The sequence below is a fragment of the Streptomyces sp. NPDC058691 genome, assembly GCF_042714775.1.
Lineage (GTDB): Bacteria > Actinomycetota > Actinomycetes > Streptomycetales > Streptomycetaceae > Actinacidiphila.
This window is the reverse complement of record NZ_JBHXSO010000007.1, coordinates 82,010-107,705: the sequence shown is the minus strand read 5'-3', so window position 1 is coordinate 107,705 and position 25,696 is coordinate 82,010. Positions and strand designations below refer to the sequence as shown.

26 protein-coding genes are annotated in these 25,696 nt (G+C 70.7%); 11 read left to right on the top strand and 15 right to left on the bottom strand.

The genetic code is table 11. From position 1 onward, the window contains the following. Window positions 1-125: 125 nt before the first annotated feature. The 5 genes from ACFWVC_RS07430 to ACFWVC_RS07410 form a co-directional block, all read right to left on the bottom strand. A complete protein-coding gene (locus tag ACFWVC_RS07430; protein ID WP_384279926.1) occupies window positions 126-758 on the bottom strand; it encodes a DUF4253 domain-containing protein in 633 nt (210 codons plus the stop codon). A 72-nt stretch (window positions 759-830) separates the two neighbouring features. Next, a complete protein-coding gene (locus ACFWVC_RS07425) occupies window positions 831-1,517 on the bottom strand; it encodes a hypothetical protein (RefSeq protein WP_384279922.1) in 687 nt (228 codons plus the stop codon). Between the two features lie 155 nt (window positions 1,518-1,672). Further along, window positions 1,673-2,404, bottom strand: coding sequence for a hypothetical protein (locus ACFWVC_RS07420; RefSeq protein WP_384279918.1), 732 nt, complete (start codon window positions 2,402-2,404; stop codon window positions 1,673-1,675). A 185-nt stretch (window positions 2,405-2,589) separates the two neighbouring features. After that, window positions 2,590-3,219, bottom strand: coding sequence for a class I SAM-dependent methyltransferase (locus tag ACFWVC_RS07415; RefSeq protein WP_384279914.1), 630 nt, complete (start codon window positions 3,217-3,219; stop codon window positions 2,590-2,592). A gap of 72 nt (window positions 3,220-3,291) precedes the next feature. Beyond that, complete coding sequence (locus tag ACFWVC_RS07410) at window positions 3,292-3,465, bottom strand: hypothetical protein (RefSeq protein WP_384279911.1); 174 nt, start codon at window positions 3,463-3,465, stop codon at window positions 3,292-3,294. Window positions 3,466-3,705: 240 nt separating this feature from the next. Between ACFWVC_RS07410 and ACFWVC_RS07405 the strand changes: the two genes are divergently transcribed. Continuing rightward, on the top strand, window positions 3,706-4,284 hold the full coding sequence (locus tag ACFWVC_RS07405) for a hypothetical protein (protein ID WP_384279908.1): 579 nt from the start codon (window positions 3,706-3,708) through the stop codon (window positions 4,282-4,284). A gap of 668 nt (window positions 4,285-4,952) precedes the next feature. On the opposite strand, the gene ACFWVC_RS07400 is transcribed toward ACFWVC_RS07405, so the two are convergent. Beyond that, window positions 4,953-6,407, bottom strand: a complete 1,455-nt coding sequence (locus tag ACFWVC_RS07400; protein WP_384279905.1) for an MFS transporter — start codon at window positions 6,405-6,407, stop codon at window positions 4,953-4,955. Between the two features lie 160 nt (window positions 6,408-6,567). Between ACFWVC_RS07400 and ACFWVC_RS07395 the strand changes: the two genes are divergently transcribed. The 4 genes from ACFWVC_RS07395 to ACFWVC_RS07380 all read left to right on the top strand — a co-directional run bounded on the left by ACFWVC_RS07395 (window position 6,568) and on the right by ACFWVC_RS07380 (window position 9,900). Continuing rightward, entirely contained in the window at window positions 6,568-7,008 is a 441-nt protein-coding gene (locus tag ACFWVC_RS07395; RefSeq protein ID WP_384279900.1) for a MarR family winged helix-turn-helix transcriptional regulator, read from the top strand. Between the two features lie 464 nt (window positions 7,009-7,472). Beyond that, window positions 7,473-8,489 carry an SDR family NAD(P)-dependent oxidoreductase gene (locus ACFWVC_RS07390; RefSeq protein WP_384279896.1) on the top strand — a complete coding sequence of 339 codons (1,017 nt, stop codon included), beginning with the start codon at window positions 7,473-7,475 and terminating at the stop codon, window positions 8,487-8,489. Window positions 8,490-8,627: 138 nt separating this feature from the next. Further along, the gene (locus tag ACFWVC_RS07385; protein ID WP_384279894.1) at window positions 8,628-9,194 is read left to right on the top strand and encodes a TetR/AcrR family transcriptional regulator; all 567 of its coding nucleotides are present in this window, start codon (window positions 8,628-8,630) and stop codon (window positions 9,192-9,194) included. 112 nt (window positions 9,195-9,306) lie between these two features. After that, entirely contained in the window at window positions 9,307-9,900 is a 594-nt protein-coding gene (locus ACFWVC_RS07380) for a TetR/AcrR family transcriptional regulator (RefSeq protein WP_384279891.1), read from the top strand. Window positions 9,901-9,918: 18 nt separating this feature from the next. Here the strand turns inward: ACFWVC_RS07380 and ACFWVC_RS07375 are convergent, their stop codons facing one another. Genes ACFWVC_RS07375 through ACFWVC_RS07365 form a run of 3 tightly spaced genes read right to left on the bottom strand, consistent with a single transcriptional unit; the run spans window position 9,919 to window position 13,703 of the window. Then, entirely contained in the window at window positions 9,919-11,154 is a 1,236-nt protein-coding gene (locus ACFWVC_RS07375) for an acyltransferase (protein ID WP_384279887.1), read from the bottom strand. Then, window positions 11,151-13,319 carry a bifunctional polysaccharide deacetylase/glycosyltransferase family 2 protein gene (locus ACFWVC_RS07370; protein WP_384279882.1) on the bottom strand — a complete coding sequence of 723 codons (2,169 nt, stop codon included), beginning with the start codon at window positions 13,317-13,319 and terminating at the stop codon, window positions 11,151-11,153. Before ACFWVC_RS07370 ends, ACFWVC_RS07375 begins: the two co-directional genes overlap by 4 nt. A 45-nt stretch (window positions 13,320-13,364) precedes the next feature. Beyond that, window positions 13,365-13,703, bottom strand: coding sequence for a hypothetical protein (locus ACFWVC_RS07365; protein ID WP_384279877.1), 339 nt, complete (start codon window positions 13,701-13,703; stop codon window positions 13,365-13,367). 218 nt (window positions 13,704-13,921) lie between these two features. On the opposite strand from ACFWVC_RS07365, the gene ACFWVC_RS07360 reads away from it, so the two are divergent. The 4 genes from ACFWVC_RS07360 to ACFWVC_RS07345 all read left to right on the top strand — a co-directional run bounded on the left by ACFWVC_RS07360 (window position 13,922) and on the right by ACFWVC_RS07345 (window position 19,133). Then, window positions 13,922-14,923 (top strand): glycoside hydrolase family 26 protein, encoded by a 1,002-nt coding sequence (locus ACFWVC_RS07360; protein WP_384279875.1) that lies wholly within the window; start codon window positions 13,922-13,924, stop codon window positions 14,921-14,923. A 285-nt stretch (window positions 14,924-15,208) separates the two neighbouring features. After that, window positions 15,209-16,696: a PQQ-binding-like beta-propeller repeat protein gene (locus ACFWVC_RS07355; protein ID WP_384279873.1), complete on the top strand. Its 1,488-nt coding sequence runs from the start codon at window positions 15,209-15,211 to the stop codon at window positions 16,694-16,696. A 91-nt stretch (window positions 16,697-16,787) separates the two neighbouring features. After that, entirely contained in the window at window positions 16,788-17,651 is an 864-nt protein-coding gene (locus tag ACFWVC_RS07350; protein WP_384279871.1) for a class I SAM-dependent methyltransferase, read from the top strand. Between the two features lie 144 nt (window positions 17,652-17,795). Further along, the gene (locus ACFWVC_RS07345) at window positions 17,796-19,133 is read left to right on the top strand and encodes an MFS transporter (protein ID WP_384279869.1); all 1,338 of its coding nucleotides are present in this window, start codon (window positions 17,796-17,798) and stop codon (window positions 19,131-19,133) included. 58 nt (window positions 19,134-19,191) lie between these two features. Here ACFWVC_RS07345 and ACFWVC_RS07340 read toward each other — a convergent pair whose 3' ends face one another. Continuing rightward, the gene (locus ACFWVC_RS07340; protein ID WP_384280128.1) at window positions 19,192-21,180 is read right to left on the bottom strand and encodes a DUF1996 domain-containing protein; all 1,989 of its coding nucleotides are present in this window, start codon (window positions 21,178-21,180) and stop codon (window positions 19,192-19,194) included. A gap of 236 nt (window positions 21,181-21,416) precedes the next feature. Between ACFWVC_RS07340 and ACFWVC_RS07335 the strand changes: the two genes are divergently transcribed. Continuing rightward, window positions 21,417-21,776: a hypothetical protein gene (locus ACFWVC_RS07335; RefSeq protein ID WP_384279866.1), complete on the top strand. Its 360-nt coding sequence runs from the start codon at window positions 21,417-21,419 to the stop codon at window positions 21,774-21,776. A gap of 33 nt (window positions 21,777-21,809) precedes the next feature. On the opposite strand, the gene ACFWVC_RS07330 is transcribed toward ACFWVC_RS07335, so the two are convergent. After that, entirely contained in the window at window positions 21,810-22,823 is a 1,014-nt protein-coding gene (locus tag ACFWVC_RS07330) for an alcohol dehydrogenase (protein WP_384280126.1), read from the bottom strand. 218 nt (window positions 22,824-23,041) lie between these two features. Here ACFWVC_RS07330 and ACFWVC_RS07325 point away from each other — a divergent pair, with 218 nt between their 5' ends. Next, on the top strand, window positions 23,042-23,431 hold the full coding sequence (locus ACFWVC_RS07325; RefSeq protein WP_384279864.1) for a hypothetical protein: 390 nt from the start codon (window positions 23,042-23,044) through the stop codon (window positions 23,429-23,431). On the opposite strand, the gene ACFWVC_RS07320 is transcribed toward ACFWVC_RS07325, so the two are convergent. From ACFWVC_RS07320 to ACFWVC_RS07305, 4 genes are all read right to left on the bottom strand, one after another. Beyond that, window positions 23,432-23,851: a hypothetical protein gene (locus ACFWVC_RS07320; RefSeq protein WP_384279862.1), complete on the bottom strand. Its 420-nt coding sequence runs from the start codon at window positions 23,849-23,851 to the stop codon at window positions 23,432-23,434. A gap of 65 nt (window positions 23,852-23,916) precedes the next feature. Further along, on the bottom strand, window positions 23,917-24,342 hold the full coding sequence (locus tag ACFWVC_RS07315) for an organic hydroperoxide resistance protein (protein ID WP_384279860.1): 426 nt from the start codon (window positions 24,340-24,342) through the stop codon (window positions 23,917-23,919). A 204-nt stretch (window positions 24,343-24,546) separates the two neighbouring features. Continuing rightward, window positions 24,547-24,960 carry an SRPBCC family protein gene (locus ACFWVC_RS07310; RefSeq protein ID WP_384279858.1) on the bottom strand — a complete coding sequence of 138 codons (414 nt, stop codon included), beginning with the start codon at window positions 24,958-24,960 and terminating at the stop codon, window positions 24,547-24,549. Window positions 24,961-25,026: 66 nt separating this feature from the next. After that, complete coding sequence (locus ACFWVC_RS07305; protein WP_384279855.1) at window positions 25,027-25,650, bottom strand: flavodoxin family protein; 624 nt, start codon at window positions 25,648-25,650, stop codon at window positions 25,027-25,029. Window positions 25,651-25,696: the final 46 nt, after the last annotated feature.

Sequence of the window (25,696 nt, the reverse complement as noted above, 5' to 3'; positions counted from 1 at the left end):
GGCCCGCCGTTACGCCCTTTGGGTTTGACCGGTCAAACCCCACCAGGCCCCCCCGTACGCCGCGGGGGCGGCCGCCGCGGCCGCGTACCACCTGCCGGCGGGGGCGGCGGCCCTCGCGCGAAGGCCTAATCCCACCAGAAGGACCACACCTGCTTGCCCAGGATCTGGTTCGCCGCGTAGGCGCCGAGGGTCTCGTCCCAGCCCTGGGTGATGTTGTCGGGTGCGAACGCGAAGTGCTCGGCGGCTATGGCCTCGGCTTCGGCCATCGTCGTTACGGGTGCCGCCACAGAGACGGTCACGCGATCGTCCTCAAGACCGATCAGCCGGATACCGAAGCGTTCCTCCCAGGACCGCAGGACTGTGCACATCTCCGCCATGTCAAAGGGCCAACAGCCCTCCAGGCCGCGCTCTTCGGCCAGGGCGGGCAGATCCGCACCGCGGTACGCCCGCTCCAGGAGGGCCATCTCCCGCTCGCCCTCGTCATCGTCATCGGCCTCGTCATCGGCCTGCTCCATCAGGCCGGCCAGTGCCCGCTCCGCCAATTGCCCGGCATCCGCCCAAGGGCCGGCCGGCGCCGCCGCCAGTCCGGGCCACTGGGTGCCGAAGGGGAAGACGACCTCTTCGAACCGGGCGGGCTCGCCGAAGGTCTCGACGACCTCGTCCCTGCCGGGGTGGCCCTCACCGGCATGCGCGATCTCCTCTTGGGCGTACCTCTCCCAGCTCTCGCCCAGAATCCGGTCCGCTGTCCGCTCGTGCACCACACGTTCCCCACCTTGTCTTGTCTGTGAAATCGTCCACGGAGGGCGCGCTCTCCGAAGTCGCCCCCTCCCTCAGCCGGACAGCGCCTCGGTCAGCTTCTCGAGCTGGGCATCGACGATCCGCCGGGGCACGTCTGTGGGTTTGTTCCTCACACCGGCGAGGTTGGAGGCGAACGTCGTGACCGTCGTTCCGTTCCGGACGAGTAGGTAGGAGAAGACGACGGAATTCGCGGGGCTGATGTCGTTGGCGGGCATGTTCAGCGTCATCCGGTACGAGAGGGCGTCGTCCCCCAGGGAAGGAACCGGCAGCTTCTGAATGTGCGAGTACGTCCAGCCGCTGATGGTCGAGGTCAACGCGAACGCTGTGCACGTGTCCAGCGCACCGCGCAGCTCCGTCATGACCTTGACCGAGTCCTGCTCCCTGTAGGAATTGAGCGCCACTACCGTGGTCTTGTGGTCACGCTGCGTGCTGCCTACCAATTTCGCGACCTGCCAGACGGGCTGGTACCTGCCGACGTACCCGATCATGTCGTTCAGCGGCTTGCACTCCGCGGGGTCGGGAGCCAGCTGGCTCACCATCGGCTGTCCGGCTCCGACCTCGCCCACGACGGGCGAGACCTCGAATCCGTCGAGATCCCCCGGCGCCAGGGCGATCCGCTCCAGCTCCTTTTGTCCCCACACCTTCACGGGCGCCGCAGTCGGCTTCCCGGCAGGTGCGGCATCCGTGGCGCCCCCGTGCCCGCAGCCGGCAGCGGCCACAGCCAGTACGCACCCGGCTACCGCTGCCCGCGACATCCTTGCACCCACGTTCCCCACCCGGTTCCCATGACGTGCCGACGCAGCGCGGCAGTCGCGCGGCACCGGCGATTGACAACGGATCTTGATTCGCCCCCCAGGGCGTGGCTCACGGCACTTCAGGCGCTCGCCGGAGCGGCGACCGGTTCGGGCTCGCCGAACCGGGAGAGCGTGACGACATTGTTCAGCGGGGTCCTGCCGGCCACGACGACGCTGCGTTCAAAGCGCACGACGCGGCCCTGAGCCGTCACCCAGATCTCGCAGTCGAAGGAACGGGTGTGGGACGCGACCAACTCGTGGTGGAAATCCGGGTCCATCGTCGCCAGCTGGTCGGCCAGGATCGTTCCCGCGAGCCGGTGGACGGCCACGCCGGCAGTGCGCTCGAGGCCCTTGTCGGCTCCCGGGCGTGCGGCCAGCAGCTCGGCGTAGCCGGAGAGGTTGCCGAGCGGAAGACGACCATTGACGGCCCCCGGCAGGGCTTTCCACCTCCCCGGGCGGCCGTCGGAGCCCTGGAGCCTGACGTACGCGTGCTCCCCGGTGTAAAGCGCCTCCGACTCACCGTAGCGGGCGTTGCGCACAGTGAGGTGTCCGGTCACCGGACCGTTGAGGTTCAGCCGGCCTCGGGAGACAACGGACGGTAGGCCGTTCCCGGTGGACTTCAAGGTCACGGCGGCCGAGTAGCGCGCCGGGTCGGCGTGGGCCAGCGCGTCGGCAACGTCGAAGTCCGCGACGGACGGGCGGGAGGCGGCTTCCTCGTCCTGCCGGCAACCGGACAGCCCGAAGAGGCCGGCCAGGAGAATGGCACCGGCAGTGGCAGCAAGGACGGAGCGGGGAATTCTGGGCTGCTGCATGACGGATGCGTGCTCTCCTGCGGGCGGTTGCTGTCGGCGGGCGGACTCTACCTGCAACGGTCCCGGCCTCGCGAACAAGATTCACTCCGGTTCAACCGCACACACACGGAGCTTTGGTGTGCGGTACGGCCGGCCCTTCCGACGCCGTGCGGCCTCCCCGCCGTGATCGGCGTCGGCCGCACGCTCTATTGGCGGCGGGCCAGCAAGTGGGCGTCGAGGAAGCCCCGCTCGGAGGCCGGGTCGTGGACCAGTCTCGCGAGCGTGAAGAGCCCCGCCCCGGCCAGCAACTCGGCGAACCGGTCCACCGGCCAGCTGTAGGCGGGCGTCACCTTGTGGTCGAAGCGGACCGGATCCGGTCCGTCGGTCGCGTAGAACGAGACCAGGAGCAGGCCCCCTTGTGCCAGGACACGCACCTGCTCGGCGAGCAGCGCGGGCAATTCCTCCGGCGGGGTATGGATCATCGAGTAGTGGGACAGCACGCCGCCGAGGGAGCGGTCCTCGACCGGCAGGGCCTCCATCCGCGCCTCGTCGAACCGCAGCGCCGGATGGGCCCGCCGGGCGTGGTCGACCATGGCCGGGGAGAGGTCGAGGCCGAAGGCTTCCAGCCCCAAGTCGTGCAGCATGGACGTCACGTGGCCCGGCCCGCACCCGACGTCGGCCGCCCGCAGGTTCCCCGTCCCACGCACCAGCTCGGCGAAGGTGACGACCATGGACCGCGCGAACGGCCGCGTCTCCAGCCCATCGGCGAACATCGACGCGTACAGCTCGACGACCCCGTCGTAGGCCGCCCTTGTCTCGTCCTGGTGTCCCATCACGGGGATGAAGCTAACACCCGCGCCGTTCGCGGCCGTAGCGGCCGCACACCACACACCGTTGTCATCACACTGTCAGTGCTTGAAGGTGTCTTTCGCGCCCTCCTTCGCACTCCGCATCCTGCCCCGCGCTTCGAGGGCCGCGCCCTTCGACGCGAGGGTGTTCTTGTGCATCGCGTGGGCCCCCTTCCGCACGATCTTGCCGACGACCTGTTCGGCCTGGGCCTTGACTTTCTCTCCCGCGCTCATCTCGGCACCTCCGCGGACTCTCACTGGCCCCGTGCCCGTGAGGCAGGCGGTAAAACCACCCCGCGATCACCCCTGCGCAAAGGACGGCACCCCCCGATGCGACACTCTGCGGGCCAGGCGGCCCAGGAGGGCCGGACGGCAGAGGGAGACCCGTTGAGACTCGTCCCGTTGGCGACTGCCGCGACAGCCGTCACGCTGCTTTCCTCCTGCACCACGCAGGGGCAGGAGCAACCCCGTTCGATGGCTGTGCAGAGCCACTCCCCGGCACCCGCGAGCGCCCCCAGGTGCGCGGCCGACTCGTACACGTGGTCAAAGGTCACGTACCGGAAGGTCCTGGCAGGTGTGTCGGAGCCCCAGGAGGTCGAGATACCCGCCCACGGATCTGCGAAGCTCCGGCTCGAAACCCAGCCGGTACGTGACCTCGTGGCCAGGGTGACGGCTGGGACGGTGGAGGCCGGGGTGAATCCCAGGGATGCCGTCACTTCTCTAGAGGAGAAGACCGGGGAGGTCCTGGCCCTGGTCGGCGTCGGGAACCGGTTCAGAATCCAGAAGCAGGAAACACACTGGACCATGGAGGTCCTCAACGAGACCGCCGTTCCCGACCGGGGCCGCTTCCTGCACGCGGTCGTGGCACAGGAGGTGGCGGCCACGTTCTCCGCCGCCTGCCCCGGAGGAGTCGTGCGCGGCACACTCACGACCTGGGCGGAGGTCGGCATGGGGGCCGAGATCAAGTGCGGGTTCACCAAGTATTTGAAAGGGGCGACCAAAGAGGCCGAGCACAGGGCCTGCGCCTCTGAGAGATCGTCTCAACTGGCTTGATCACTAAGCTGGCGGCCGTGATGAGTACGACATGACCCCGGGCGAGACAGTCAGCCACGACGTCGAGGTCTGACGTCAAGCGTCACCTGACGCCAATCCGCCCCGTAAGGCCTCAACCGAGACCCGACAGCGGCTGCTCGTGTCCTGCCGCTGTTTGGAGCCTCTACTCTTTCCGAATGCTGGTTCGCGGTGCCGCCTTCGCCCGGCGGAGACCTGGCCTGGCAGCGGCCTGGTGCCTGACATTGCTTGTCGTGCCGGGCCTTACCTGGTGCGCCACTCGACCTGTTGTACCGCCGTGCATCTTGTCCGTCTCGGGACCGGCGGGTTGGGAAAACGGGCGGCTGACCGGCACGGCGAAGCAACTGCTGGAGCCGCAATACCAGCAGTCCTTGGCATCCGGACGCTGCAAGCCGCCTGCTGCCCGATGGCGCGATTGGGTGGACTGATCGGGGGCGACAGGCTCGTGCGTCATTCCGTGGCCGACTACCTTCTCGGTGGAGACGGCAGGGTCGACGTCCTGGAAGTTCACTGAACCGCGGTCACTGTAGGAGTCCTTGGGCGTCAACGGTCGCCGGCCATCCCATGGACAGCCGCAAAACGCGATGGTTCCGCCCGCCCGCGCGTGGACGCGCGTGGGCGGGCGGAACCGTGCCGTGCCGTAGGGCGGTTCAGGACTCGAGGGCGGCCTGCTGGGGCACGGGGGCCGGCGTGGCCTCCGCGTCTCCGGACGCCTTGCGGGCGGCCGGGATGGCGACGGCGATGAGAGCGGAGACGAGGGCGATCCCGCAGCCGATCAGCAGTCCGGTATGGAAGCCGCTCTCGGAGGTGAAGGTGTAGCCGCCCGCGGTCGTGGTCATGTGGGACAGGACCACGCCGATCACCGCGGCACCCACCGAGGTGCCGAGCGAGCGCATGAGGGCGTTGAAGCCATTGGCGGCGGCGGTCTCCGAGACCGGGACCGAGCTCATGATCAGGGCGGGCATGGAGCCGTAGGCCAGGCCCACGCCGCTGTTGACGACCATGATGGCGAGCATGAGGCCCCACGCGGTACCCGTCAGCACCAGGGACAGCCCGTAACCGGCGGCGAGCACCAACGCGCCGCTGATCAGGGTGAACTTGGGGCCGCGGGCATTGGTCAGTTTGCCGCCGAGCGGGGAGACGATCATCATCATGATGCCGCCGGGCAGCAGCCACAGGCCCGCCGCGAGCATCGACTGGCCGAGGCCGTAGCCGGTCGCCTTGGGGAACTGCAGCAGCTGCGGGACGACCAGCATTCCGGCGTACATGCCGAAGCCGACGAAAACCGAGGCGACGTTCGTCAGCAGCACCCGGGGGCGCGCCGTGGTCCGCAGGTCGACCAGCGGGTCGCGGGTGCGCAGCTCCCACCAGCCCCAGGTGACCAGCAGGATGACGGCGGCGGCGAGCAGGCCGAGGGTGGTGGCCGAACCCCAGCCCCAGTCGGCGCCCTTGGAGACCGCCAGCAGCAGGCAGACCAGGCCCGCGCCGAGACCGAGGGCGCCGGGGATGTCGAAGCGCTGGCCCTTGGCGCCGGCGGGGACCTCGGGGATGAAGAAGTAGATCAGTACGGCGACGACGACGGCCAGGCCGGCGGAGCCCCAGAAGAGCACGCGCCAGTCGGCGTACTGGGCGATGGCCGCGGCGATCGGCAGACCGAGGCCACCGCCGATACCCATGGACGCGCTGACCAGGGCGATGGACGAGCTGAGCTTCTCGGCGGGGACGACGTCGCGGAGCAGGGCGATGCCCAGCGGCACCATGCCCATGCCCATGCCCTGCAGCCCGCGCCCGACGATCATGGGGACGACGGAGGAGGAGAGGGCGCAGACCACGGACCCCGCGACCAGCGGCACCGAGCACACCAGCAGCATGCGCCGCTTGCCGACCAGGTCACCGAGGCGCCCGAAGACCGGCACGCAGACGGCCGCCACGAGCAGAGTGGCGGTGATCACCCAGGCGGCGTTCGAGCCGGAGGTGTGCAGGATCTGCGGCAGCTCGGCGAGGAGCGGGGTGACCAGGGTCTGCATGATCGCGGCCGTGATGCCGGCCAGTGCCAGCGTGGCGACCACACCACCCGCGCGGGCTGTGGGTTGGGGGGCATTCACGATGGCACTCCTCGCACGAATGTCGGACGCTCAGGACATGCATCGTACATAGGAAGTGCATCGCACACATGATGTGGCTGGTGCACGCGCTGTGAGAGGATGGATACGGGTCCCGAACAGGCACACCGGCGGCCCGGCGAACGGCAGGAGGCTGAAGCACATGGGCAGGCCCACCCACGAGGTCGAGTACGAGCAGATGCTGCTCAGCCGGCACGAACTCCTGCGCCACAGGGACAGTTCCCTGGAGCGCAGCGCGTACATCCTGCTCAGCCGGATCCGGGTCCAGGGGCCCATGTCGATCGGCGAACTGAGCGACGCCTTCGCGCTCGACGCGTCCACTCTCAACCGGCAGACGGCCGCCGCGATGCGCGCCGGGCTCGTGGAGCGCATCCCGGACCCCGAGGGCGGGATGGCCCGCAAGTTCCGCATCACCGACAAGGGCGCCCGCATGCTCGACGAGGAGCGCGACAGCATCATCGGCGGCCTGGGCAAGGTCATGGCCGACTGGCCGGACGAGGACATCGCCGCCTTCGCCGCTTATCTGAGGCGCTTCAACACCGACATCGAGCGTCTCGGCGGGCGCCCCTGGCCGCGCCCGTGAACCTGACGGAGCACGGCATTCCCGCACCGCGGCAGGGGCCCGGCCGCCGGAAATCCTGAGGAGAGCGATTCGCACCGGGGAAACCCGCCGCGAACCCCCTGCCGCAGCGCCGCCGCACGGCCCATGCGCGTGTGACGCGCATCGGCATCCAGATCACCACGGCCAGCCGAACTTTCACGCATACCAGGCTCCACACCCCTCCCCGTCCTCGTCGTCGATCGCGGCGCGGCCATCCGCGCACGCTCCGGCCCCGCCCCCAGCCCCGTCCCGGACATGGGCGATTGCCAACCGGAGGGGCCTCCGGTACGTTGGGCAAGGCGAAGCGGAGCCCCCTCCGGAATGGAGCGCGCGCCCGCGCCCGCGTCTGCGTCTGCGTCCGCATCCACGCCCGAGCCGACAGCCCGGCCGCCCGCGCACCCACCGACACATCGAGAAAGCGACAGCCCGCACCAGGAGTGCCGACCATGCCCACGCCCCAAACACCCCTCACCGGCAATCCGTTCGACGCCGCTTCCACCGCCGAGGACGTCGCCGAAGGGATCGACCTGACCGGCAGGACCGCGATCGTCACCGGCGGCCACTCCGGCATCGGGCTGGAGACCACGCGCGTCCTGAGCCTGGCCGGCGCCGAGGTGGTCGTACCGGTCCGCTTCCCCGAAAGGGCCGCCGTGGCGCTGCGGGGTGTGCCACGGGTGCGGATCGAGCGGCTGGATCTCGCCGACCCCGCCTCCGTCGACGCCTTCGCCGGGGCGTTCCTCGGACTCGGACGACCGCTGCACATCCTGGTCAACAGTGCCGGGATCATGGGCATACCTCTGTCCCGTGACGCCCGGGGCCACGAACTGCACTTCGCCACCAACCACTTGGGGCACTATCAGCTCACCGCCCGGCTGTGGCCCGCCCTGGTCCGGGCAGGGGGCGCACGAGTGGTCGCCGTGTCGGCCGCGGCCCACCGCTACTCCCCCGTCGACTTCGCCGACCCCCACTTCGAACGCCGCGAGTACCAGCCGATGCTCGGCTACGGCCAGTCCAAGACGGCCAACATCCTCTTCGCCCGCAGGCTCGACGAACTCGGCACCGACGACGGCGTGCGCGCCTTCTCCGTTCACCCGGGCTCGATCCTGGGCACCAACCTCAGCGGCTTCGCCACACCCGAGTCCCTTCGGGGGCTGGGGCTCATCGACGACGAAGGCAACCCGGTCATCGACCCGTACGCCGGCAAGAAGAACGTCGAGCAGGGGGCCTCGACCACCGTCTGGTGCGCCGTCAGCCCCCGGCTCGACGGAATGGGCGGCGTCTACTGCCTCGACAACGACATCGCCCCCGTCGCCGCGCCGAGCGAGCACGACCCGCGGCAGCACGGCGCCCGGCCGGTGCCGCCCACCGGGGTGTCCCCGCACGCCGTGGACCCGGAGGCCGCGATCCGTCTGTGGCACCTCAGCCGCGACCTGACCGGGACCGATACGGCCCGCCTCCAGTGAGCGGGACGAGCTCGGCAACGGCCGGTGCCCGCTACGGCAAGGTGTGCGAAAATGAACCGGAGGGGTCTCCGGTTGCCGCCCGCCGGACATGACGGAGGGCCTGCGTCAAGCCCCCACACAGAACGGATCTCCCCCGCCGTGACTCCGCGACAGACCCGCTCCGACGCCATCGCCAACCGGGACCGCATCCTCACCGTCGCGCGGGAGGCCTTCGCCGACGCGCACGACACCTCCCTCACGGCGATCGCGAAGCAGGCCGGCATCGGGATCGGCACGCTCTACCGGCACTTCCCGACCCGGGAGGCGCTCATCGTCGAGCTGTACCGCCACGACATCCAGCAGGTCATCGACCGCGCCCCAGCCCTGCTCGCGACCCTCCCTCCACTGGAAGCGCTGCGCGCCTGGTTCGAGGAGGTCGCCCGCTACGGCCGGCTGAAGTACGGAATCGCCGAAGTCATCCACGCCGTGACCGACGGAGGACTCGACGACCCCTTCTACGACCCCTTCGTCCACGCCATCGGCACCCTGCTCGACGCCGGCGCGGCCGAGGGAACCCTCAAGTCCGGCCTCGACCCGGAAGACGTGCTGTTCCAGCTCAGCGTGCTGTGGAAGATCAACCCTGCCAAGAACACCGAAGCACGCGCGTCGCGCATTCTCGACCTCATCGTCGACGGCCTGCGCACCCCGTCGGCAGGCGCCCGCTGACGGCCACTGGCCTCCCCTTCCGTGCTTGCGGACGGCGCGGCGCAAGCCCGGCCGGGCCGAAATCCACAAACGAGTCAAGCCGTCTCATAAGCCGGACTCATAGAATGTGCCCGTGAGCAACCCGACCGACCCCCGCGCCGCGCGCAGCCGGGCAGCGATCCTGGTCGCCGCCCGCTCGTTGCTGCTCGACGAGGGCCCCGCCGCGATCACCCATCAACGCGTGGCCCAGAAGGCCGGCGTCGGCCGCGCCACCGTGTACCGGCACTGGGCACAGCCGGGGCACCTGCTCCATGACGCCATGACGGGCATCGAGATGCCGTTCTTCCACGAGCCGGAGACACCGGTCCGCCCGTGGCTGCGATCCCACCTCCAACGGCTCGCCGACGCGCTGACCACACCCCAGATCGCCGGCGTCCTGCTCACCCTGATGCAGGGGGCGCTGCGGGATCCCGCCATCGCCGTACAACGCGACGAGTGCTACGAGGACATCAGCGGAAAGCTCAGGACCGCGCTGGCACTGGCCGTGGCGAACCGGGAGATCGAGTTGTCCGCCGACCCCCACGACCTCTCGACACTGCTCGTCGGCCCGATCCTCTACCACACCACGATGCAGGCCAGAGCCGTCTCCCCACAGCTGATCGAGCAGCTCATCGACAGCCTGGGAGAGTGGCACGAGGACCCCGCTCCCCGAGCGGCCCGGCCCTGAGGTCTGTGAGCGGCGTCCCTACCCCCGGCGCCGCCGCCCCCGGGCCTTGCGGGGGTAGGGGAAGAGCCGCGGGCGGCGCCGGGCGGCCACGTCCTCGACCCAGCCGAAGAGAAGGATCGCGAGAGCGATCAGCGGGATGGCGACGATCAGCGGGAACCACTGGCTCCGCAGCAGCCACTGCATGTGGCCGTAGAAGAAGTCGTTGCTCCACAGCGGATCGATCAGCGGCTCGCAGAGCACCAGCGCGACGCAGTGCCACAGGTAGACGGTGACGGCCCGCGAGTTGAGGAGGCTGATCAGCCCGTTGAACCGCTCCAGGGGTTTCGGCCACTGCTCCCAGGAGGGGCTGAGGTGGAGCAGCAGGAGCACGCAGCCGAAGGACCAGATCGCCTGCGCCAGCGGAACCGCTTCGAGGTCGGCGCCGATCCGGGGGTCGTCCACCGGCTGTCGCTGCAGCCACCAGTATCCGGCGACAAGGACGAACGGGGCGAGGGAGGGGACGACGTACTGCGGGATGCGCCGCAGCAGCCCCTCGTGGTGGGCCATGCCCAGCAGCCAGCACGCGCCGAAGGTGGTGAAGTCGGTGGCGGTCTCCATGATCCGGCCGGACTGGTCGATCAGGCCGGAGTTGAGGAGGGCCGACAGCGCCAGCGGGGTCAGCAGCGTGACCCAGGGCAGCCGGCGCATCGCCTTGAGCATGAGCGGCGACAGCAGTACGAACCAGAGGTAGGCACGCAGGTACCAGAGCGGGACGGTGATCTGCTCGGCCCAGGTCGTGGGCAGGTGGCCGCCGAAGCCGTGCAGCGAGTCCGCGAAGGGCGGGGTGCTCAACGGCAGGATCCAGAAGGCCAGTTCGCCCCACCACCGGTTGGGGTGGCCGCTCGCGTGCGGACCCCAGCCGTCGATGATCATGGCGGACACCACGACCGCGCCGAACAGCCACATCGGCGGCAGCAGACGCCGCACCCGGCTGCGGATGACGCTCAGCGCCGGACGGCTGAGCGACCGCGCCATCAGCGAACCCGCCAGCGCGAACATCACGCCCATGGAGGGGAAGACCAGGGGCAGCCAGGTCCAGCTGAAGTTGTGGTAGATCACCACCCGGACCAGGGCCAGGGCGCGCAGCAGGTCGAGGTAGCGGTCCCGGCCCGGCTTCGCGGGCGCCTGCGCGATCTCGGGAAGGTGGGGGACGCGCAGCGTCAGGGTCTTCGAGGAGTCGCCGACGTCCGCGGCCCCGAGGTCGACGGTGCTCACGTGGTCATCTCCGAGGTGGTGACGTCAAGGCCGACCTCTCCGGTGCGCCGCAGCTTCTGCCAGCGCAGCCGGCCGCCGGTCAGGGCGGTTATCCAGGACTGGAGCAGGACCATGTACATGAGCACGCGATAGACCACCTGCTGTACGGGCAGGGTGATCAGGTGCCAGGCCTTCTCGCGGTCGAGGTGGAAGGACCACCAGGCGCAGAAGCCCTGGAGGGTCAGCACCGCGAGCCAGGCGCCCAGGCTCTTGTACGGGTCGACGAAGAACACCCCGTACACCATCGCGATGTCGATGGCCGGCGCGAGCAGCGGCGTGAGCACCATGAACAGCGCGACGAACGGAAGGCCGACGCGCCCGAAGCGGCCGGCGGCGCCGCGTTCCAGCACCGCGTGGCGGTGCTTCCACATCGCCTGCATGGTGCCGTAGCTCCAGCGGTAACGCTGGGACCACAGCTGGCTCATGCTGCCGGGCGCCTCGGTCCAGGCACGGGCGTTCTCGACGTAGACGATCTTCCATCCGCCCCGGTGCAGGGCCATGGTCACGTCGGTGTCCTCGGCGAGCGTGTCGTCGCTCATGCCGCCCACCTCGTCCAGGGCGCTCACGCGGAACGCCCCGACCGCTCCGGGGATGGTCGGCATGCAGCCGAGCACGTCGTACATGCGCCGGTCGAGGTTGAAGCCCATGACGTACTCGATGTGCTGCCAGGCGCCGATCAGGGTGTCCCGGTTGCCGACCTTGGCGTTGCCGGCCACCGCGCCGATGCGGGGGTCGGCGAAGGGCTGTACCAGCTCGCGGACGGTGCCGGGTTCGAAGACGGTGTCGCCGTCCATCATCACGACGAGGTCGTTCGACGCCGCGGCCACACCCGTGTTGAGGGCCGCGGGCTTGCCGCTGTTCGGCTGGCGGATCAGCCGGACCATCGGCAGGTCCATGCTCTCCACGATGGCCGCCGTGTCATCGGTCGACCCGTCGTCGACGACGATGACCTCGAGCGGATGGTCACTTCTGGCCAGCGAGAGCAGGGTGTTGGTGATGCACTCCTGCTCGTTGTACGCGGGGACGATCACGGTCACCCGTTCGGTCACGGCCGGTCCCCAGGAGAATCCGGGCTTCCGCGTCCGCCGCACGTGGATGAGCGAGAGCACCAGCATCAGCGCGAAGCGGGCGAAGACCAGAACCCCGACGACGGCGAGGAGTACGACCAGGAAGGGCATCACCCGCATCGAGAAGGCGGTGCACCACAGGAACGCCTTGCCGGCCCACAGGTCGTAGCCGGTGACCGGGGTGTTCGCGGGGGCCGTTCCCAGCGCCTCGCTGATGGTCTTGAACTGGTATCCCTCGGCCTTGAGTTTGTCGATGATGATCGGGAGCGCGGCCAGCGTCTGCGACCGGTCGCCGCCGGCATCGTGCAGCAGGATCATCTCGCCCTGGCCGGCCAGGTCCGGCAGGGCCGCCTTGACGATGGCGTTCACACCGGGACGCTTCCAGTCGTCGGTGTCCTTGTCGATGAAGGCCGTCAGGTAGCCGTGCGCGCCGACGTCCTTGGTCACCGGCCAGGACCAGTCGTCGAGCGCGTCGGCGGTGGACGAGTAGGGCGGGCGGAAGAGGGTGGAGTGGATTCCGGCGACGCCCGCCAGGGCGAGCTGGGTCTCACCGAGCTCCCAGGTGAGCCGTGTCCCGGAGTGGAGCGCGAGGTCGGGGTGGGTGAAGGTGTGCAGACCGATCTCGTGGCCGCCGGCCACGATCTTGCGGATCAGCGCGGGGTTGTGGGTGGTCATCGACCCGGTGACGAAGAAGTCCGCACGGACGTGGTGTTGCTTGAGCACGGCGAGGATCCTGGGTGTCCACTGGGTGGACGGGCCGTCGTCGAAACTGAGCACGACGGTCTTGTCGGGGATCGAGTAGCTGACCGGCTTGTCGTTCCTGGCGCCGCGCGCGTCGACGAGCGGACCGCCCACCAGCACGCTGCGGGGCACCGCGTCCTTGTCGACGGAGACCGCGATGCGCTCGTCGTGGAACACCTCGTTGCCGGCCATCCCGCGGAGCACCAGCAGCGCCAGCAGCGTCGCCAGAACGGTCACCGGCAGGAAGAAGCGCAGCGGGGGTGCGGCGAGCCGGCGTGGCCGCAGAAGGGACTGCCGTTGGCGCTGGTGGCGTGACATGGATTTCCTGGTGTGTCGCGTGCTGCGGTCGGGACGTCGTGGCTGTCACGGAGTCGGGGTGGGGGCCCCGGAGGGGGTCGCCGCCTCACCAGGAGCGCCGGTGGGGACGCCGGTGGGGACGCCGGTCATGGGCGTGGCTCCCAGCGGCGCGGCAGGGGGCGGTGCGTTGACGTACTGGCCGGGTTCCGCGGTGTCCGCGGTGGACGGGATCGAGAAGGCCGGCGCGTGCGACTGGGTGCCGACCAGGCCGGAGATCATGGCCAGTACGAAGCCGACGAGGACGACGCCCAGCAGCCAGCCGAGGCCGCGCAGGCGCCGGCCGCGACGCCCCGTGCGGTCCACGAAGACAGGCGAGGTCTCGGCCTTGGTGAGCGTGCTGGTCAACGGGAGACCTCGGGCTTTCGGTGAACGCGTCGCCGCGGAATCGGTCGATGCAGAACCTAGTCCAACCACCCGGCGAATAGCGGACTATATGTTCGATTTGCCGGATCCCTCGCCCAACTATGTGATCGCACCGAGATGAAAGTGTGTAGATCCTACTCACGTCTCCTACACTCCCGGAGGTCAAGCCCATTGCCGCCTGCCGGATCGGATCGCCTCGTATGCCCAGCCCTCACCGCTTCGGCCGTCTGGTGACCGCCGTGGCGCTCGCGGTCGGCGTCTCGGTCCTCGCGTGCGCGTGCGAAGGACAGGCCGCCGGCGGAGCGTCCCCCAGCGCCCGGGCGACGCGCTTCGACGTCTCGTCCCTGCGGCACCATCCGACCGGCCGCATGCTGGGGGTCGTCGACGACAAGTCCCCCTGGCAGTACGGCATCGTCACCACATTCACGCGGCAGGCCGGGCGCGCCCCCGACATCCGCGAGTACTACGGTTCCTGGGGCGAGGACTTCGACACCGAGGGCAACGCCTTCCTGTGGCAGCACGGACAGCTCCCGATGCTGGAGTTGACCCCCTCGGACACCCCCCTGGCCGATATCGCCCAGGGCGCGGACGACGCCTACCTCCGCCGCTTCGCCCGCCAGATCGCCGCCTACGACGGCCCGCTCGCCCTGTCCTTCGCCGGTGAGATGAACAGCCCCTGGAACTCCTGGGGGCCCGGCCACGCCACCGCCGCCGACTTCGTCGCGGCCTGGCGGCACATCCACGACGTCGTCCGGAAGGCCGGCGCGGAGAACGTGATCTGGGTGTGGAGCCCGCATGTGGTGGACTCGGGCTCCCCGACGCGACTTCGCCCGTACTACCCGGGTGACGCCTACGTCGACTGGGCCGGCCTCATCGGCTACTACGGGCCGGTCGACGGCACCGCGTTCTCCAGCCTGTTCACGCCGACGCTCCGCGAGATCGCGCGCTTCTCGGACCGTCCCGTGCTGATCACGGAGACCGGTGTGGCCGAGAGCGGCCGCAAAGAGGCCCAGATCCGCGACCTGTTCGTGGAAGCCGCGAAAGCGGACGTCATCGGACTGGTCTGGTACGACCAGCGCAAGAACTGGCCCGGCAGTTCCCTCCCGATGGACTGGCGGATCGACACATCGGTGGGCGCCCAGGCCGCCTTCCGCGTCGAGTCGGAGCGCGCCGGCTTCGGCCACCCACTCAAGGACGACTGAGCCAAGAGGCGGACCGGTCGGGCGAACGCGCGACCGGCACGCCTCCGCGATGACGCGTCCGGGCAGCCGAGGCCCGGCGCGAGGACCGAGCAGAGCGGAAGTACGCGGATGACGACGGATGGGCCGCCGGGACAGGGCGTTCCGCGCGAATACCCGGGCCGGGGTTCCCGGCCGCCCGGACAGGGCGAGCCCCAGCCCGAGCCATGGCAGGCATGGCCGGCCTGGTCCGCCGAACCGCGGTCCGGCAACTCCCGCCACGTGTCAGGGGATACGTACGCAGAAGGCGTGGCGAACACCGTCCCGCACATTCCGGAACACCCCTGGCCCGACCCGGAGCCCGCGCCGGACGCCCGCGAACCGTTCCCGGCATGGACCGGCGGCTCCGGGGCTCGGGCGGACGAGTGGGCGCAGGTCCCCGAATGGGCGCAGCCCTCCCCCGGGGCCGTCGCCCCGCGGTCCGCGGCCGCCCCGGCCCCGGTCTCGGTCTCGGCCCCGGTCCCGGTCCAACAGGCAGCGCCCCTGCCCGTGCCCGTACGCACCCAGCCGGCGCGCGGGCCCCGCAAGGGCAGGCGCGTGGCCGGCGTCGCCCTCACGCTCGCCGTCCTCGTGGCCGGCGGCGCCACCGCCGTCGCGCTGGAACGCAAGGACGCTCCCCCTGTCGCGTCCCGGCAGCTCACCCAGGTGTGGCAGGTGTCCGCGCCGGCCGCCGACGACACCTTGATCGGGAGCTGGGTCACCCGGAAACTGCTGATCCGGGCGAGCACCCACGGCGGCGTCCGGGCCTACCACCTGTCCGACGGCAGCCAGGCGTGGAAGGCGGCCCTTCCCGAGCCGGCGGCCACCGTGCCCTGCGCCATGTCACCCACGATCTCCACGGACGGGATCGGGACGATCGCGTTCGGCACGGACGGCAACTCCTGCACCTCACTTGCGGGCATCGACGCGGCCACCGGCCGGATCCTGTGGAGCAGCCCGCTGGTCGACCGGGGGCACCGCACGCCGACCGCCGCCCAGACGTATCTCCAGGGCGAGGTCGCCACGATAGTGAGCGGGAACTTCCTCGGCGGCCTCGACGTCCGCACCGGTCGCCCCGTCTGGGGCTACCGCGCCCGGGGCCACTACTGCAATGTCCGCGCCTCGGGCAGCGCCGGCGTCGTGGTCGTGGACGACTACTGCGCCGACCGCACCGACAAGTTCACCCTCCGCGCCTACGACGGCAAGACCGGAAAACTGCTCTGGGCCCTCCCCCAGCGCACGCACACCGATGTGCTCCACGCCTTCTCCGGCTCCCCGCTCATCGCTTCCCTGCACACGCCGGACGAGGACAGCACGCGGGTCTTCACCGCGTCGGGTGGCAGCCGCAAGCTGGCCGTGGGCAACTCCCAGACGCTTCCCGGGAACGACACGGACGCCGACCACTCCGCCCGGCTCGCCGGAGACGTCCTGGTCACCCCGGCGCTGGCCGCGGACCACCTGGAGGTCGACGCGTTCGACGTCACCACCGGCGCCAGGCTCTGGACCCTGCCCTCGGCCGCGCTCGCCACCGCGGTGGCGGGGGACGACTCCGTGTACGCGGTGTCCTCCTCCGGATCCCCGCAACTGGTCCGGCTGGAACCGCGCACGGGCCACGTCACGCCCGTCGCGACCTTGCCGTCCGGGGTCGTCGGCTCCGACGCCCTCCACACGGGCACCGTGTACGTGCTGCCGGACGACGGCGGAGTGCTGGAACTCGGCGCGCAGGGCAAGAGCGGCGGGGCGCGGATGTACCGCTGATCCCGGACCGCACGAACCGTGACAACGGGCAAGCCAGTGCAATCATCGAGAGCTGAGCTGTTCCGGAGCGCGGTGAAGGCGGTGGACGAACGTGACACCGGCCGGCTGGGAGTGGGACGAGACGCTGTTCTCGGGCGCCGCCCCCTACTACCGCCGCGGGCGGCTTCCGTACGCTCCCGGGCTGGTGGACACGCTTGCGGAGGTGCTCACGCCCGGCGGAGACGGGCGCCTCATCGACGTGGGGTGCGGACCGGGCACTCTCGCCCTGAGCCTGGCGCATCTCTTCGGCGAGACCGTCGGCGTCGACCCGGACCCCGGGATGATCGCCGAGGCCGAGCGCGGTGCCGCCGGACTCGGAGTGAGTGACAGGACGCTGTGGATACGGGCCCGGGCCGAGGAACTGCCCGCGGGACTGGGCACGTTCACCGTCGCGACCTTCGGCCGGTCCTTCCACTGGATGGACCGGGTCCTGGTGGCGGTGACCATCCGGGACATGCTCCGGCCCGGCGGGGTGCTGGCGCACGTCTCCGACGCGAAAACCGAGTCCTGGCCGATCGACGGCCTCCCCTATCCGGCCGTGCCCTACGCGGCCGTCGGCGAACTGGTCAGGCACTACCTCGGTCCGGTCCGGCGCGCGGGCCGGGGGACGCTCCCACAGGGAACGCCCGGCGACGAGGCCGCGGTCCTCACCCGCGCGGGATTCTCGGGACCGCGGCGCCACCTCGTCCTCGGCGGGCAGGCACTGGAACGCACCCGCGACGACGTCGTCGCGTGGGTCTTCTCCATGTCGTACTCCGCGCCGCACCTGTTCGGCCCGAGCCGGGACGACTTCGAGAACGACCTGCGACGGCTGTTGCGGGAGGCCTCCGACTCGGGCCGGTTCAGCGAACGCCGACCGGGCACCGAAGTCTTCGTCTGGCGGAAGGGCGCAGCGCCGACCGAGGTGCCCCTTTGACTTTGAGGATGACTGCCATCATCCTGAAATTCGGATGATTCACATCATCCAGGCCGTCCCGGTCCTGAACGGGCTCCGGCCCGAACAGCACGCCGCTGCCTGCCTTGGCAGACGCCCCACCAGCCAGGAGAGCACCCCCACACCATGAGCCACGCAACCACCGCGCGTCACGCCGCCCACAAGCCCCGGCGACACGGCCCGGGACCGCTCGCGTCCCTCGCCCTGCTCGCCTCGATCGTCGTGTCGCTGCTGGCCGCGTCCAGCGCCCCCACCCCGCTCTACGCCGTCTACCAGCGGCACTGGGGCTTCTCGCCGATCACCACGACCGTCGTCTTCGGGGTGTACGCGCTCGCCGTGCTGGTCTCGCTCCTGGTCTTCGGCAGGATCTCCGACCACATCGGCCGCCGGCCGGTCCTGCTGGCGGCACTGGCCGCGCAGGTCGTGGCGATGACGGTCTTCGCCACCGCCGGCGGGGTGGGCGCACTGCTGGCCGCCCGTGCCGTCCAGGGCGTGGGCACCGGCGCGGCGCTGGGCGCGATCGGCGCCGGGATGCTCGACATCGACCGGAACCGGGGCGGCTTCCTCAACTCTTTCGCGCCCGCGGTGGGCACCGCCGGCGGGGCCCTGCTGTCCGGGCTGATCGTGCAGTACCTGCCCGCCCCCACGCACCTCGTGTACCTCGTCCTGCTGGGCGTGTTCGCGTTGCAGGCCCTCGGCGTGCTCGCGCTGCGCGAGACGGCGAGCCGCACACCGGGCGCGCGAGCCGCCCTGGTCCCCGAGATCAGGCTGCCCAAGGCCGCCCGTACCCCGGTGGCGATCGCCGCCCCCGTGCTGTTCGCGGTGTGGTCGCTCACCGGCTTCTACGGCGCGCTGGGCCCGGCCGTCATACGGTCCCTGGTGCACTCCACCTCCGTGGTGTGGGGCGGGCTGCCGCTGTTCGTGCTGGCCGGTTCCGCGGGCCTGGCCGTCCTGGCGCTGCGTGCGGCCGCCACCCGCACGATGATGTTCCTCGGCATCGGAGCACTGGTCGCCGGCCTGGCGATCACCCTGGTGTCCCTCGGCTCCGGCACCGGCGGCACGCCCGCCGCGACCGGGTTCTTCGTCGGCACCGCCATCGCCGGTTTCGGCTTCGGCAGCGGCTTCCAGGGCGGCCTGCGGATGGTCGTCCCGCACACCGCACCGCATGAGCGGGCCGGTGTCCTGTCCCTGCTGTACGTGGTGTCCTATCTGGGACTCGGGGTTCCCGCCGTCATCGCGGGCGAGCTGATCGTGCACGGCGGCGGCCTCCTGCAGACCGTCCGCGAATACGGCACCGCCGTCGTCCTGCTCGCCCTCGTCGCGCTGACCGGCCTGCTGCTCAGCGGGCGCCGCACGCAGCCGGCGGCGGTGATCCCCGCGCAGGCCGGACCGGCACCGCGGGCCACGCCCGCGCCGGAGGTCGTCCGCGCGGGGCTGCCGGGGCTGACGCGGCGGTCCCCCTGACGGCCGGGCGATGTGCCGGCCGCCAGGGGGATCCTGCCCGTGGCTCTCGAGTGCGCCGTTACCGGGAACCGCGCTTGACGCTGCGCAGCAGGACGAATCCCGCGATCGCGAGTACTGCTCCGAGCGCGGCGGGCCACAGGTTGGCGCCGGTGTCGGCCAGCCCGCCGCCGATCTCCTGTTGGCCCGCCTGCCCGGCCGGGCTCGGGGCCACCACGGCGGCGGGAGTCTCCTCGGCCGTGCCCGCGCCCGACTGGTGGTCGTGGTGGTGCTCCTCGGGGACCACGGCTGCCGGGTCGTCCGTCGCGCCCTGGGTCGCCGGCTGCGGCGTCGGATCGGCCTTGGGCGTCACGGTGCCCGGGACGGCGGGTGCGTCGTCCCCGGGCTGCCCGTCCTCCGGAGCGCCCGCCGAGGGCTCGGCGCCCTGGCCGTCGTCCCCGGGGTCGCCGGGTTCCTGGCCGCCGTCACCGCCGGTCGCGTCACCGGGGGCGTCCGTCGGCGCGTCCGACGCCGTCGGCTGCTCTGTCGGCTGCTCCGTCGGCTGGTCCGAGGGCTCCTGCGACGCCGTGGGCTGGTCCGTCGGCTCGTCCGAAGGCTCTTCCGAGGGCTGCCCGCCGGCGCCGCAGGTGCGGCCCTCGTTGATGCAGTCGGCCGCTTCTCGCATCAGCTTCTCGTCGAAGATGTTGATGAAGTCGCCGTGGTCCGTGACCGGCTTGTGCAGATTCTCCGGGAACGAGTCCACCGCGAACAACGGGACCGTGCGCCCGCCGTCCGCCAGGCTCGGCGCGTCGACGTCGTAGACGATGCGCTGGACCAGTTGCGGGATGGCGACGAATCCCTGGGGGCAGTTGCCCGCGGGGTCGGCGAACGCCACATGCGTACGGTGGTTGGCGCTGTCGACGTTCCGTCCGTCCCAGCAGCTCTGGAACCTGAAGGTCCGCACCACGTCACTGCCGCTGGGGCACAGCGGGTACTTGTCCTTCAGCTGCCGGTCCTCGAGACCCGTGCAGCTCCACGACGCGTTGGCGTTCGCGGGGCCGTTGACGAACGCCTTGGCGTCACCGGTGATGATGCGCAGCAGGCGCGGCATGGGCGTGACCTTGGTGAGCGGGTTGCCCACGAAGGTGAGCGTGACCTGCTTGGGCGTGACGATCTGACCCGCGTTGCCCTCGGTGCCACCGCCCGGGGCGTCGGCGTCCCGTTCCTTGGTGCCGTTCTGCAGGCGCAGCACGGGCCAGTAGTACGAGGACTTGTCGCCCTTGTCCTGGCAGCTGCTGTCGGCCTTCGCCAGGTCGTCGATGGTGGCGAGGCCGTTGTTGGCCTGGTTGCCGACGTAGTCGTGGAAGTGGTGGGCGCCGTTGGTCACCCCGGGCGCCACGATGATGTTGTCGGAGTTGAACAGGCCGCCCGCGTTCACTCCGCAGGCGGTCACGAACGTGCCCGGCGAGGCGTCCGACGGCCGCGGGGTGCGCGGGGCGTCCGACGGCACGCTCATGATGTCGGCGAAGTCCGCCGCGACCGGGCCGTTGCCGCCCTGGCCGCCACCGCCCTGGCCGCCCTGCCCCGGGGCCCCTTGGCTGTTCTGGCCGCCGGCCGGTGCGGTCGGCGCGGCCGACTGCCCGTCGGCCGGCGGGCTCTGGCCCTCCGCGGCGCGCAGGCTGCACTCCGCGAGGCCGTCGACGCCCTGGGGGCGGTCCCCCTCCCGGTCGATGGCCTCCAGGATCCGCGCGATCGTCGCGGCCCGCTTGTCCTTCAGCGGGCCCAGGATGGCGTTGTCGGTGAAGGCGGGGTCCTGCTGCTGGGCCGCCGACGATTCCTTCAGCCGCTGGTAGGCCTCGGCGATCTGCCCGTCCAGAGCGGCGAGTTCCTTGTCGACGCTCTCCTTCGCACCCTCCGGCACGGAGGTCAGCGCATTGCCCACGTCCGGGCAGTCGACCGTGACGGCCTGCCACCCCGGAGAGGCCGCTTGCGTGTCCGGAGCGCCGGTCGCGTCTCCCTCGGTCGCGGAGGCGAAGACATTCGCCGTGACCAGTACCCCGCCTCCCAGCATCAGGGCGACGGCCACGAAAGTGCCGCTCCGCGTACCGGTAGCGCGTCTGCGCGTGTTGCGTCCCAAGGAAATCCTCCTGCGCCCGATGATGACGGCCTGACACAGCAAGCCACCGCCTCATACGCAGACGACCCCACTGGCGTTCAATCGCCCCGGAAATAAACGCAAGTTGGCCGGAGAAACACGCGCTCCACGGCGTCGGGACCACCCGAGCACGGCACGGCACGCCGGGCCGCATGAGTGCGAGGATCGGCACCATGGCGACCCCGAGCTATATCGACTGCTGCGCCGAACCCGGGCTCGACTGGGTGCTGACGCTGCATCAGTCAACGCACGACCAGGAAACCTTGCTGCGGTGCACGGCCTGCCGGGCCTTCTGGTTCCACCGTTTCCACGAGTACGCCGACTGGGCGGGCGGGAACGACGACCTGACGAGCTGGTACAGCCGGCTCACCGCCACGGAGGGCGAACGGCTCCGGGACAGCGCGAACCCGTCGGGCGAGGACCTGTCATTCCTGCGCACCCGGCCGAGCTGGATGGACGACGCTCAGGGAATCCACCAGGTCGAGGGCGCTCCCGACCGGCCGTACAGCTGACGGCGGCGCCGCCCGGGCGGGCGGCGGGGCGGCTCAGGGGACGATGACCATGCGGAAGCGCGCGGCACCGGACATCATGCGTCCGAACGCCTCGTTGACCTCCTCCAGCGGCACCGTCTCGGTCATCGGGCGGACCCCGGCGAGCGCGCTGAAGTTCATGGCGTGCTCGACGTCGCGCGAGGTGCCGGAAGGGTGCCCGACGACCGAACGGGACGTCAGGATCAGCTGGGCCGGGGTGATCGGCATCGGTTCGGGGGCGATACCGATGACGATCAGCTCCCCGCCGGGCCGGAGCCCGTCGACTCCCGCCGCCATCGCCTGCGAGTTGGAGGCCGTGGCGAGAACGACCGTCGCACCGCCGAGCGCCTGCAGGGCCTTGGCCGTGTCGGTGGAGGAGCTGTCGATGTAGTGGTGCGCGCCGAGTTCCACGGCCAGGTCCCGCTTGTCCTTGCCACGCGCGACGGCCACGGTCTCGAAGCCCGACTTCGCCGCGTACTGGATCGCCAGATGGCCCAGCCCGCCGATGCCGATCACGGCGACCACGTCGCCGGGCCGGGCGATGCTCTTCCTGAAGGCGTTGTACGTGGTGACGCCCGCGCAGCCGAGCGGCGCGGCGTCGACGGCCGTCAGGCCCTCGGGGATCCGGGCCAGCGCGTTGACCGGCGCCACCATGTGGGTGGCGTAGCCACCGTCGTAGGCCCAGCCGGGCACCTGGAGATTCCGGCAGTCGATGAAGTCGCCCTCGCGGCACGGCACGCAGTGTCCGCAGTGACCGCCGAACCAGCCGACCTCCACACGGTCGCCGACCGCCCAGTGCCGCACGCCCTCACCGAGGGCGTCGATGCGCCCGGCCACCTCGTGGCCCGCGACGAGCGGGAAGGAGACGCCGGGGTAGGCGTTGTGGACGAAACCGGCGTCGGAGTGGCAGACGCCCGACGCCTCGACGGCGATCCGGACGTGGCCGGGGCCGGACTCCGGGAGTTCGCGCTCGACGATTTCGAATGGTCCGCCCGGTTCGGAGACCTGGGCCACCCGCATGGAGTTCATCGCCCGTCCGGTGTGTGAGGGGTGCGGCACGCAAGGCGTCGTTCCCGCTCATCGTGGCACGGGGGTCCCGCTCGCGCGCGCCGGGCGCGGGCCCTCCCGGACGTCCGCGCCGACGTCGTCCCGGCCCGCCGGCCCGCTCCCCCGGCGCCCCGCCTTGCGCGCCGGCACGGCGCGTGGCAGCCTGCCCCGCCGAGGGACGGAGCCCGGGAGGCCGAGCCATGACCGACGAGACCGTTTACGTGAGGTTCCAGGCGACGGTGCCGAACGCGCGCGGCCGATATCCGGGACTCTTCGCCCTGGCGAACGGCCTGGGGCGCAGCGGCGTCCTCAGCGCGGAGGACCACCGGTTCTGGCGGGAGAACAACGCCTGGTACGAAGCCAACTTCACGGATCCGAGCACCGTGGACCCCACCGTGTACGACCGGGCGATCAACCCCGGAGCGGCTGCCTGGTTCAAACACACGGCAGGAGAACTGCTCGACCGTGCGACCGGCTACCTGGAACTCCTCGCGAGGCACGCGGTGGCGTGCGAGCGACTCGAGTCGTCACGCCCGGGGCGCATCATCTATGAGGACGACCATCAGATCGTGGTCGTCCCGCACAGCTGATCACTCGGCCTTCAGCGGTTGCCGGTAGGACTTGCGCAGGGACGAGGCGGCGAGCGGGAGCAGCCCGGCGAGCAACTTGCCCTTGAGTGTGCCGGGTTCGCGGGTGAGTTCGACGTCGACCCGTGTGCCGTCACCTTCCGGGGTCAGCTGGAAGACCCATCCGCCGCCGGGCCCGAAGACCTTCGACTCGTGCGTGGTGATGGTGACTCTTCCTCTTGCGGCGTCCCACTCGTAGCGCGCGCGTTCCCACGCGGAAGTGGTTCCTTCGGTCACTTCGGCCCACGTGTCGCCGATGGCGTGGATCGTGACGGCGTCGATCGTCGGCCAGTTCTCGGCGCGCGAGGGGCCGAAGTCCGTCAGCACCGCCATCGCGTCGGCGGGGCTGAGCGAGGAGACGAGATGGAAACGCGCGACTGACATGTGGGTGTCCCTTTCCTGGAAGGCGATTGCTCTCGGCCGACGGCCGGCTGCTCGGTGCGGGCGGGTCAGACCGCGGTGGCGTGGATGGTGACGGGGATGTTGCCGCGGGTGGCCTTGGAGTAGGGGCAGGTCTGGTGGGCACCCTCGGCGAGGGCGGTGGCGGTCTCCTGGTCGACACCGCCGATTTCGAGGTTGAGCACGGCGGCGAGACCGAACGCGCCGGCGTCGTCCTGGGCGAGGGTGATCTCGGTGGTGATGGCGGTGCTGGTCAGCTTGATCTTGCGCTGTGCGGCCACAAGGCGGAGAGCGCCGAGGAAGCAGGAGCCCCAGCCGGCGGCGAAGAGCTGCTCGGGGTTGGTGGCGTCACCGGCCCCGCCCAGCTCCTTCGGGAGGGACAGGGTGCTCTGCAGGAGGCCGTCGTCGGACTGGACACGGCCGCCGTTGCGGCCCTCGCCGGTCACGTTCACAACAGCGGTGTAGTTGATCGCCATGATCTGTCTCCATCTTGTCGCCGGGAGGAGCCTGAGCGTCACCCGTTCAGGCGGTGATGCGATCTTTGCAGTGTCGTGCGCCACCTGTCAAACAGGTGACGGACGGAAATCGCCCGACAGGCCCGGAAACGCCGGACGCGCCGTCCGGGGCGATTCCCGGACGGCGCGTCACATCGGGCGGGCAGGGACCTCACCGCCCCCCCCTCAGGCACCGAGGAGGACGAAGACCCGGTCCAGGCAGGCCTGGTAGAAGCCGCTCATGGCCGCCTGCGCGGCATCCTCGGGGACGCCCGGCGCGGGGTCGAAGGAGGCCGTCCATTCGATCGCCGACCGTCCAGGACCGGTCTCGACGACCGTGATGCGGGCTTTGAAGTCGCGGACGGGAACCGGACCGGGGTCATCGAAGCGGTAGTGGTGGAACCGCTGCCCCTCCTCCAGCAGCCTTTCCACGAGCGTGGCTCCGTCGTCCAGGGTGACGGTGCGTGTGCGGCGCCCGTCGTCCCTGACGGTGGCGGCCACGCCGGGCATCCACCGGTCCACGGCATAGAAGTCCCCGATGAGGTCCCACACGGCGGACGCGGCCGCCTCGTAGTCCTGCTTCTGGGTGAACGTCGTCATGATCCTGCTCTCGATTCTCGGAAAGGCACGGGCGACGGCCGTCTCCGCCGCGCCGGGCGGCGGTCGTCAGGCGTTGACGCCGGCCGAACCGGCCAGAACGGCGCGGCCCGCGACGAACGCCGCGACCTGCCCCGCGACGCGTGCGCCGAGGTGTTCCGCGGTGGCGATGTCCGAGCCGTGGACCGCGTCGGGTCCACCGTCCAGCGGGGTCGACGCGCCCGCGCCGATCCAGAAGCCGAGCCGGTTGAGGTCGTGCTCGTCGGCCTCCAGGGCGTTCCAGCCGGGGGCGAGGCCCAGGGTCACCCAGATCATGCGGTGCTGCGCCGCGAAGGCGGCGAGGAAGGTGAGCGTGTTCAGCTTGTCGCCGCTCTTGGAGCCCGAGTTGGTGAAGCCGGCGGCGATCTTGTCGGCCCAGTCGCCGGCGACGAACCGCTTGCCGGTGGCCTCCGCGAACTTGTGGAACTCGGCGGACGCGCCGCCCATGTAGGTGGGCGATCCGAAGATCACGGCATCGGCGGCGTCGAGTTCGCTCCACTGCTCGTCGGTGATGGTGTCCACCGCGACGAACGAGACCTGCGCACCGGCCTTCTCGGCACCGCGCCGGACCGCCTCGGCGAGGACGGCGGTGTGGCCGTAGCCGGAGTGGTAAGCGACTGCGACGCGCGGCCGAGGGGGGACGTACTGGGACATCGAGAATTCCTAGCCTTGATGAATGTCTGGTTTCCAAAGTAGACCA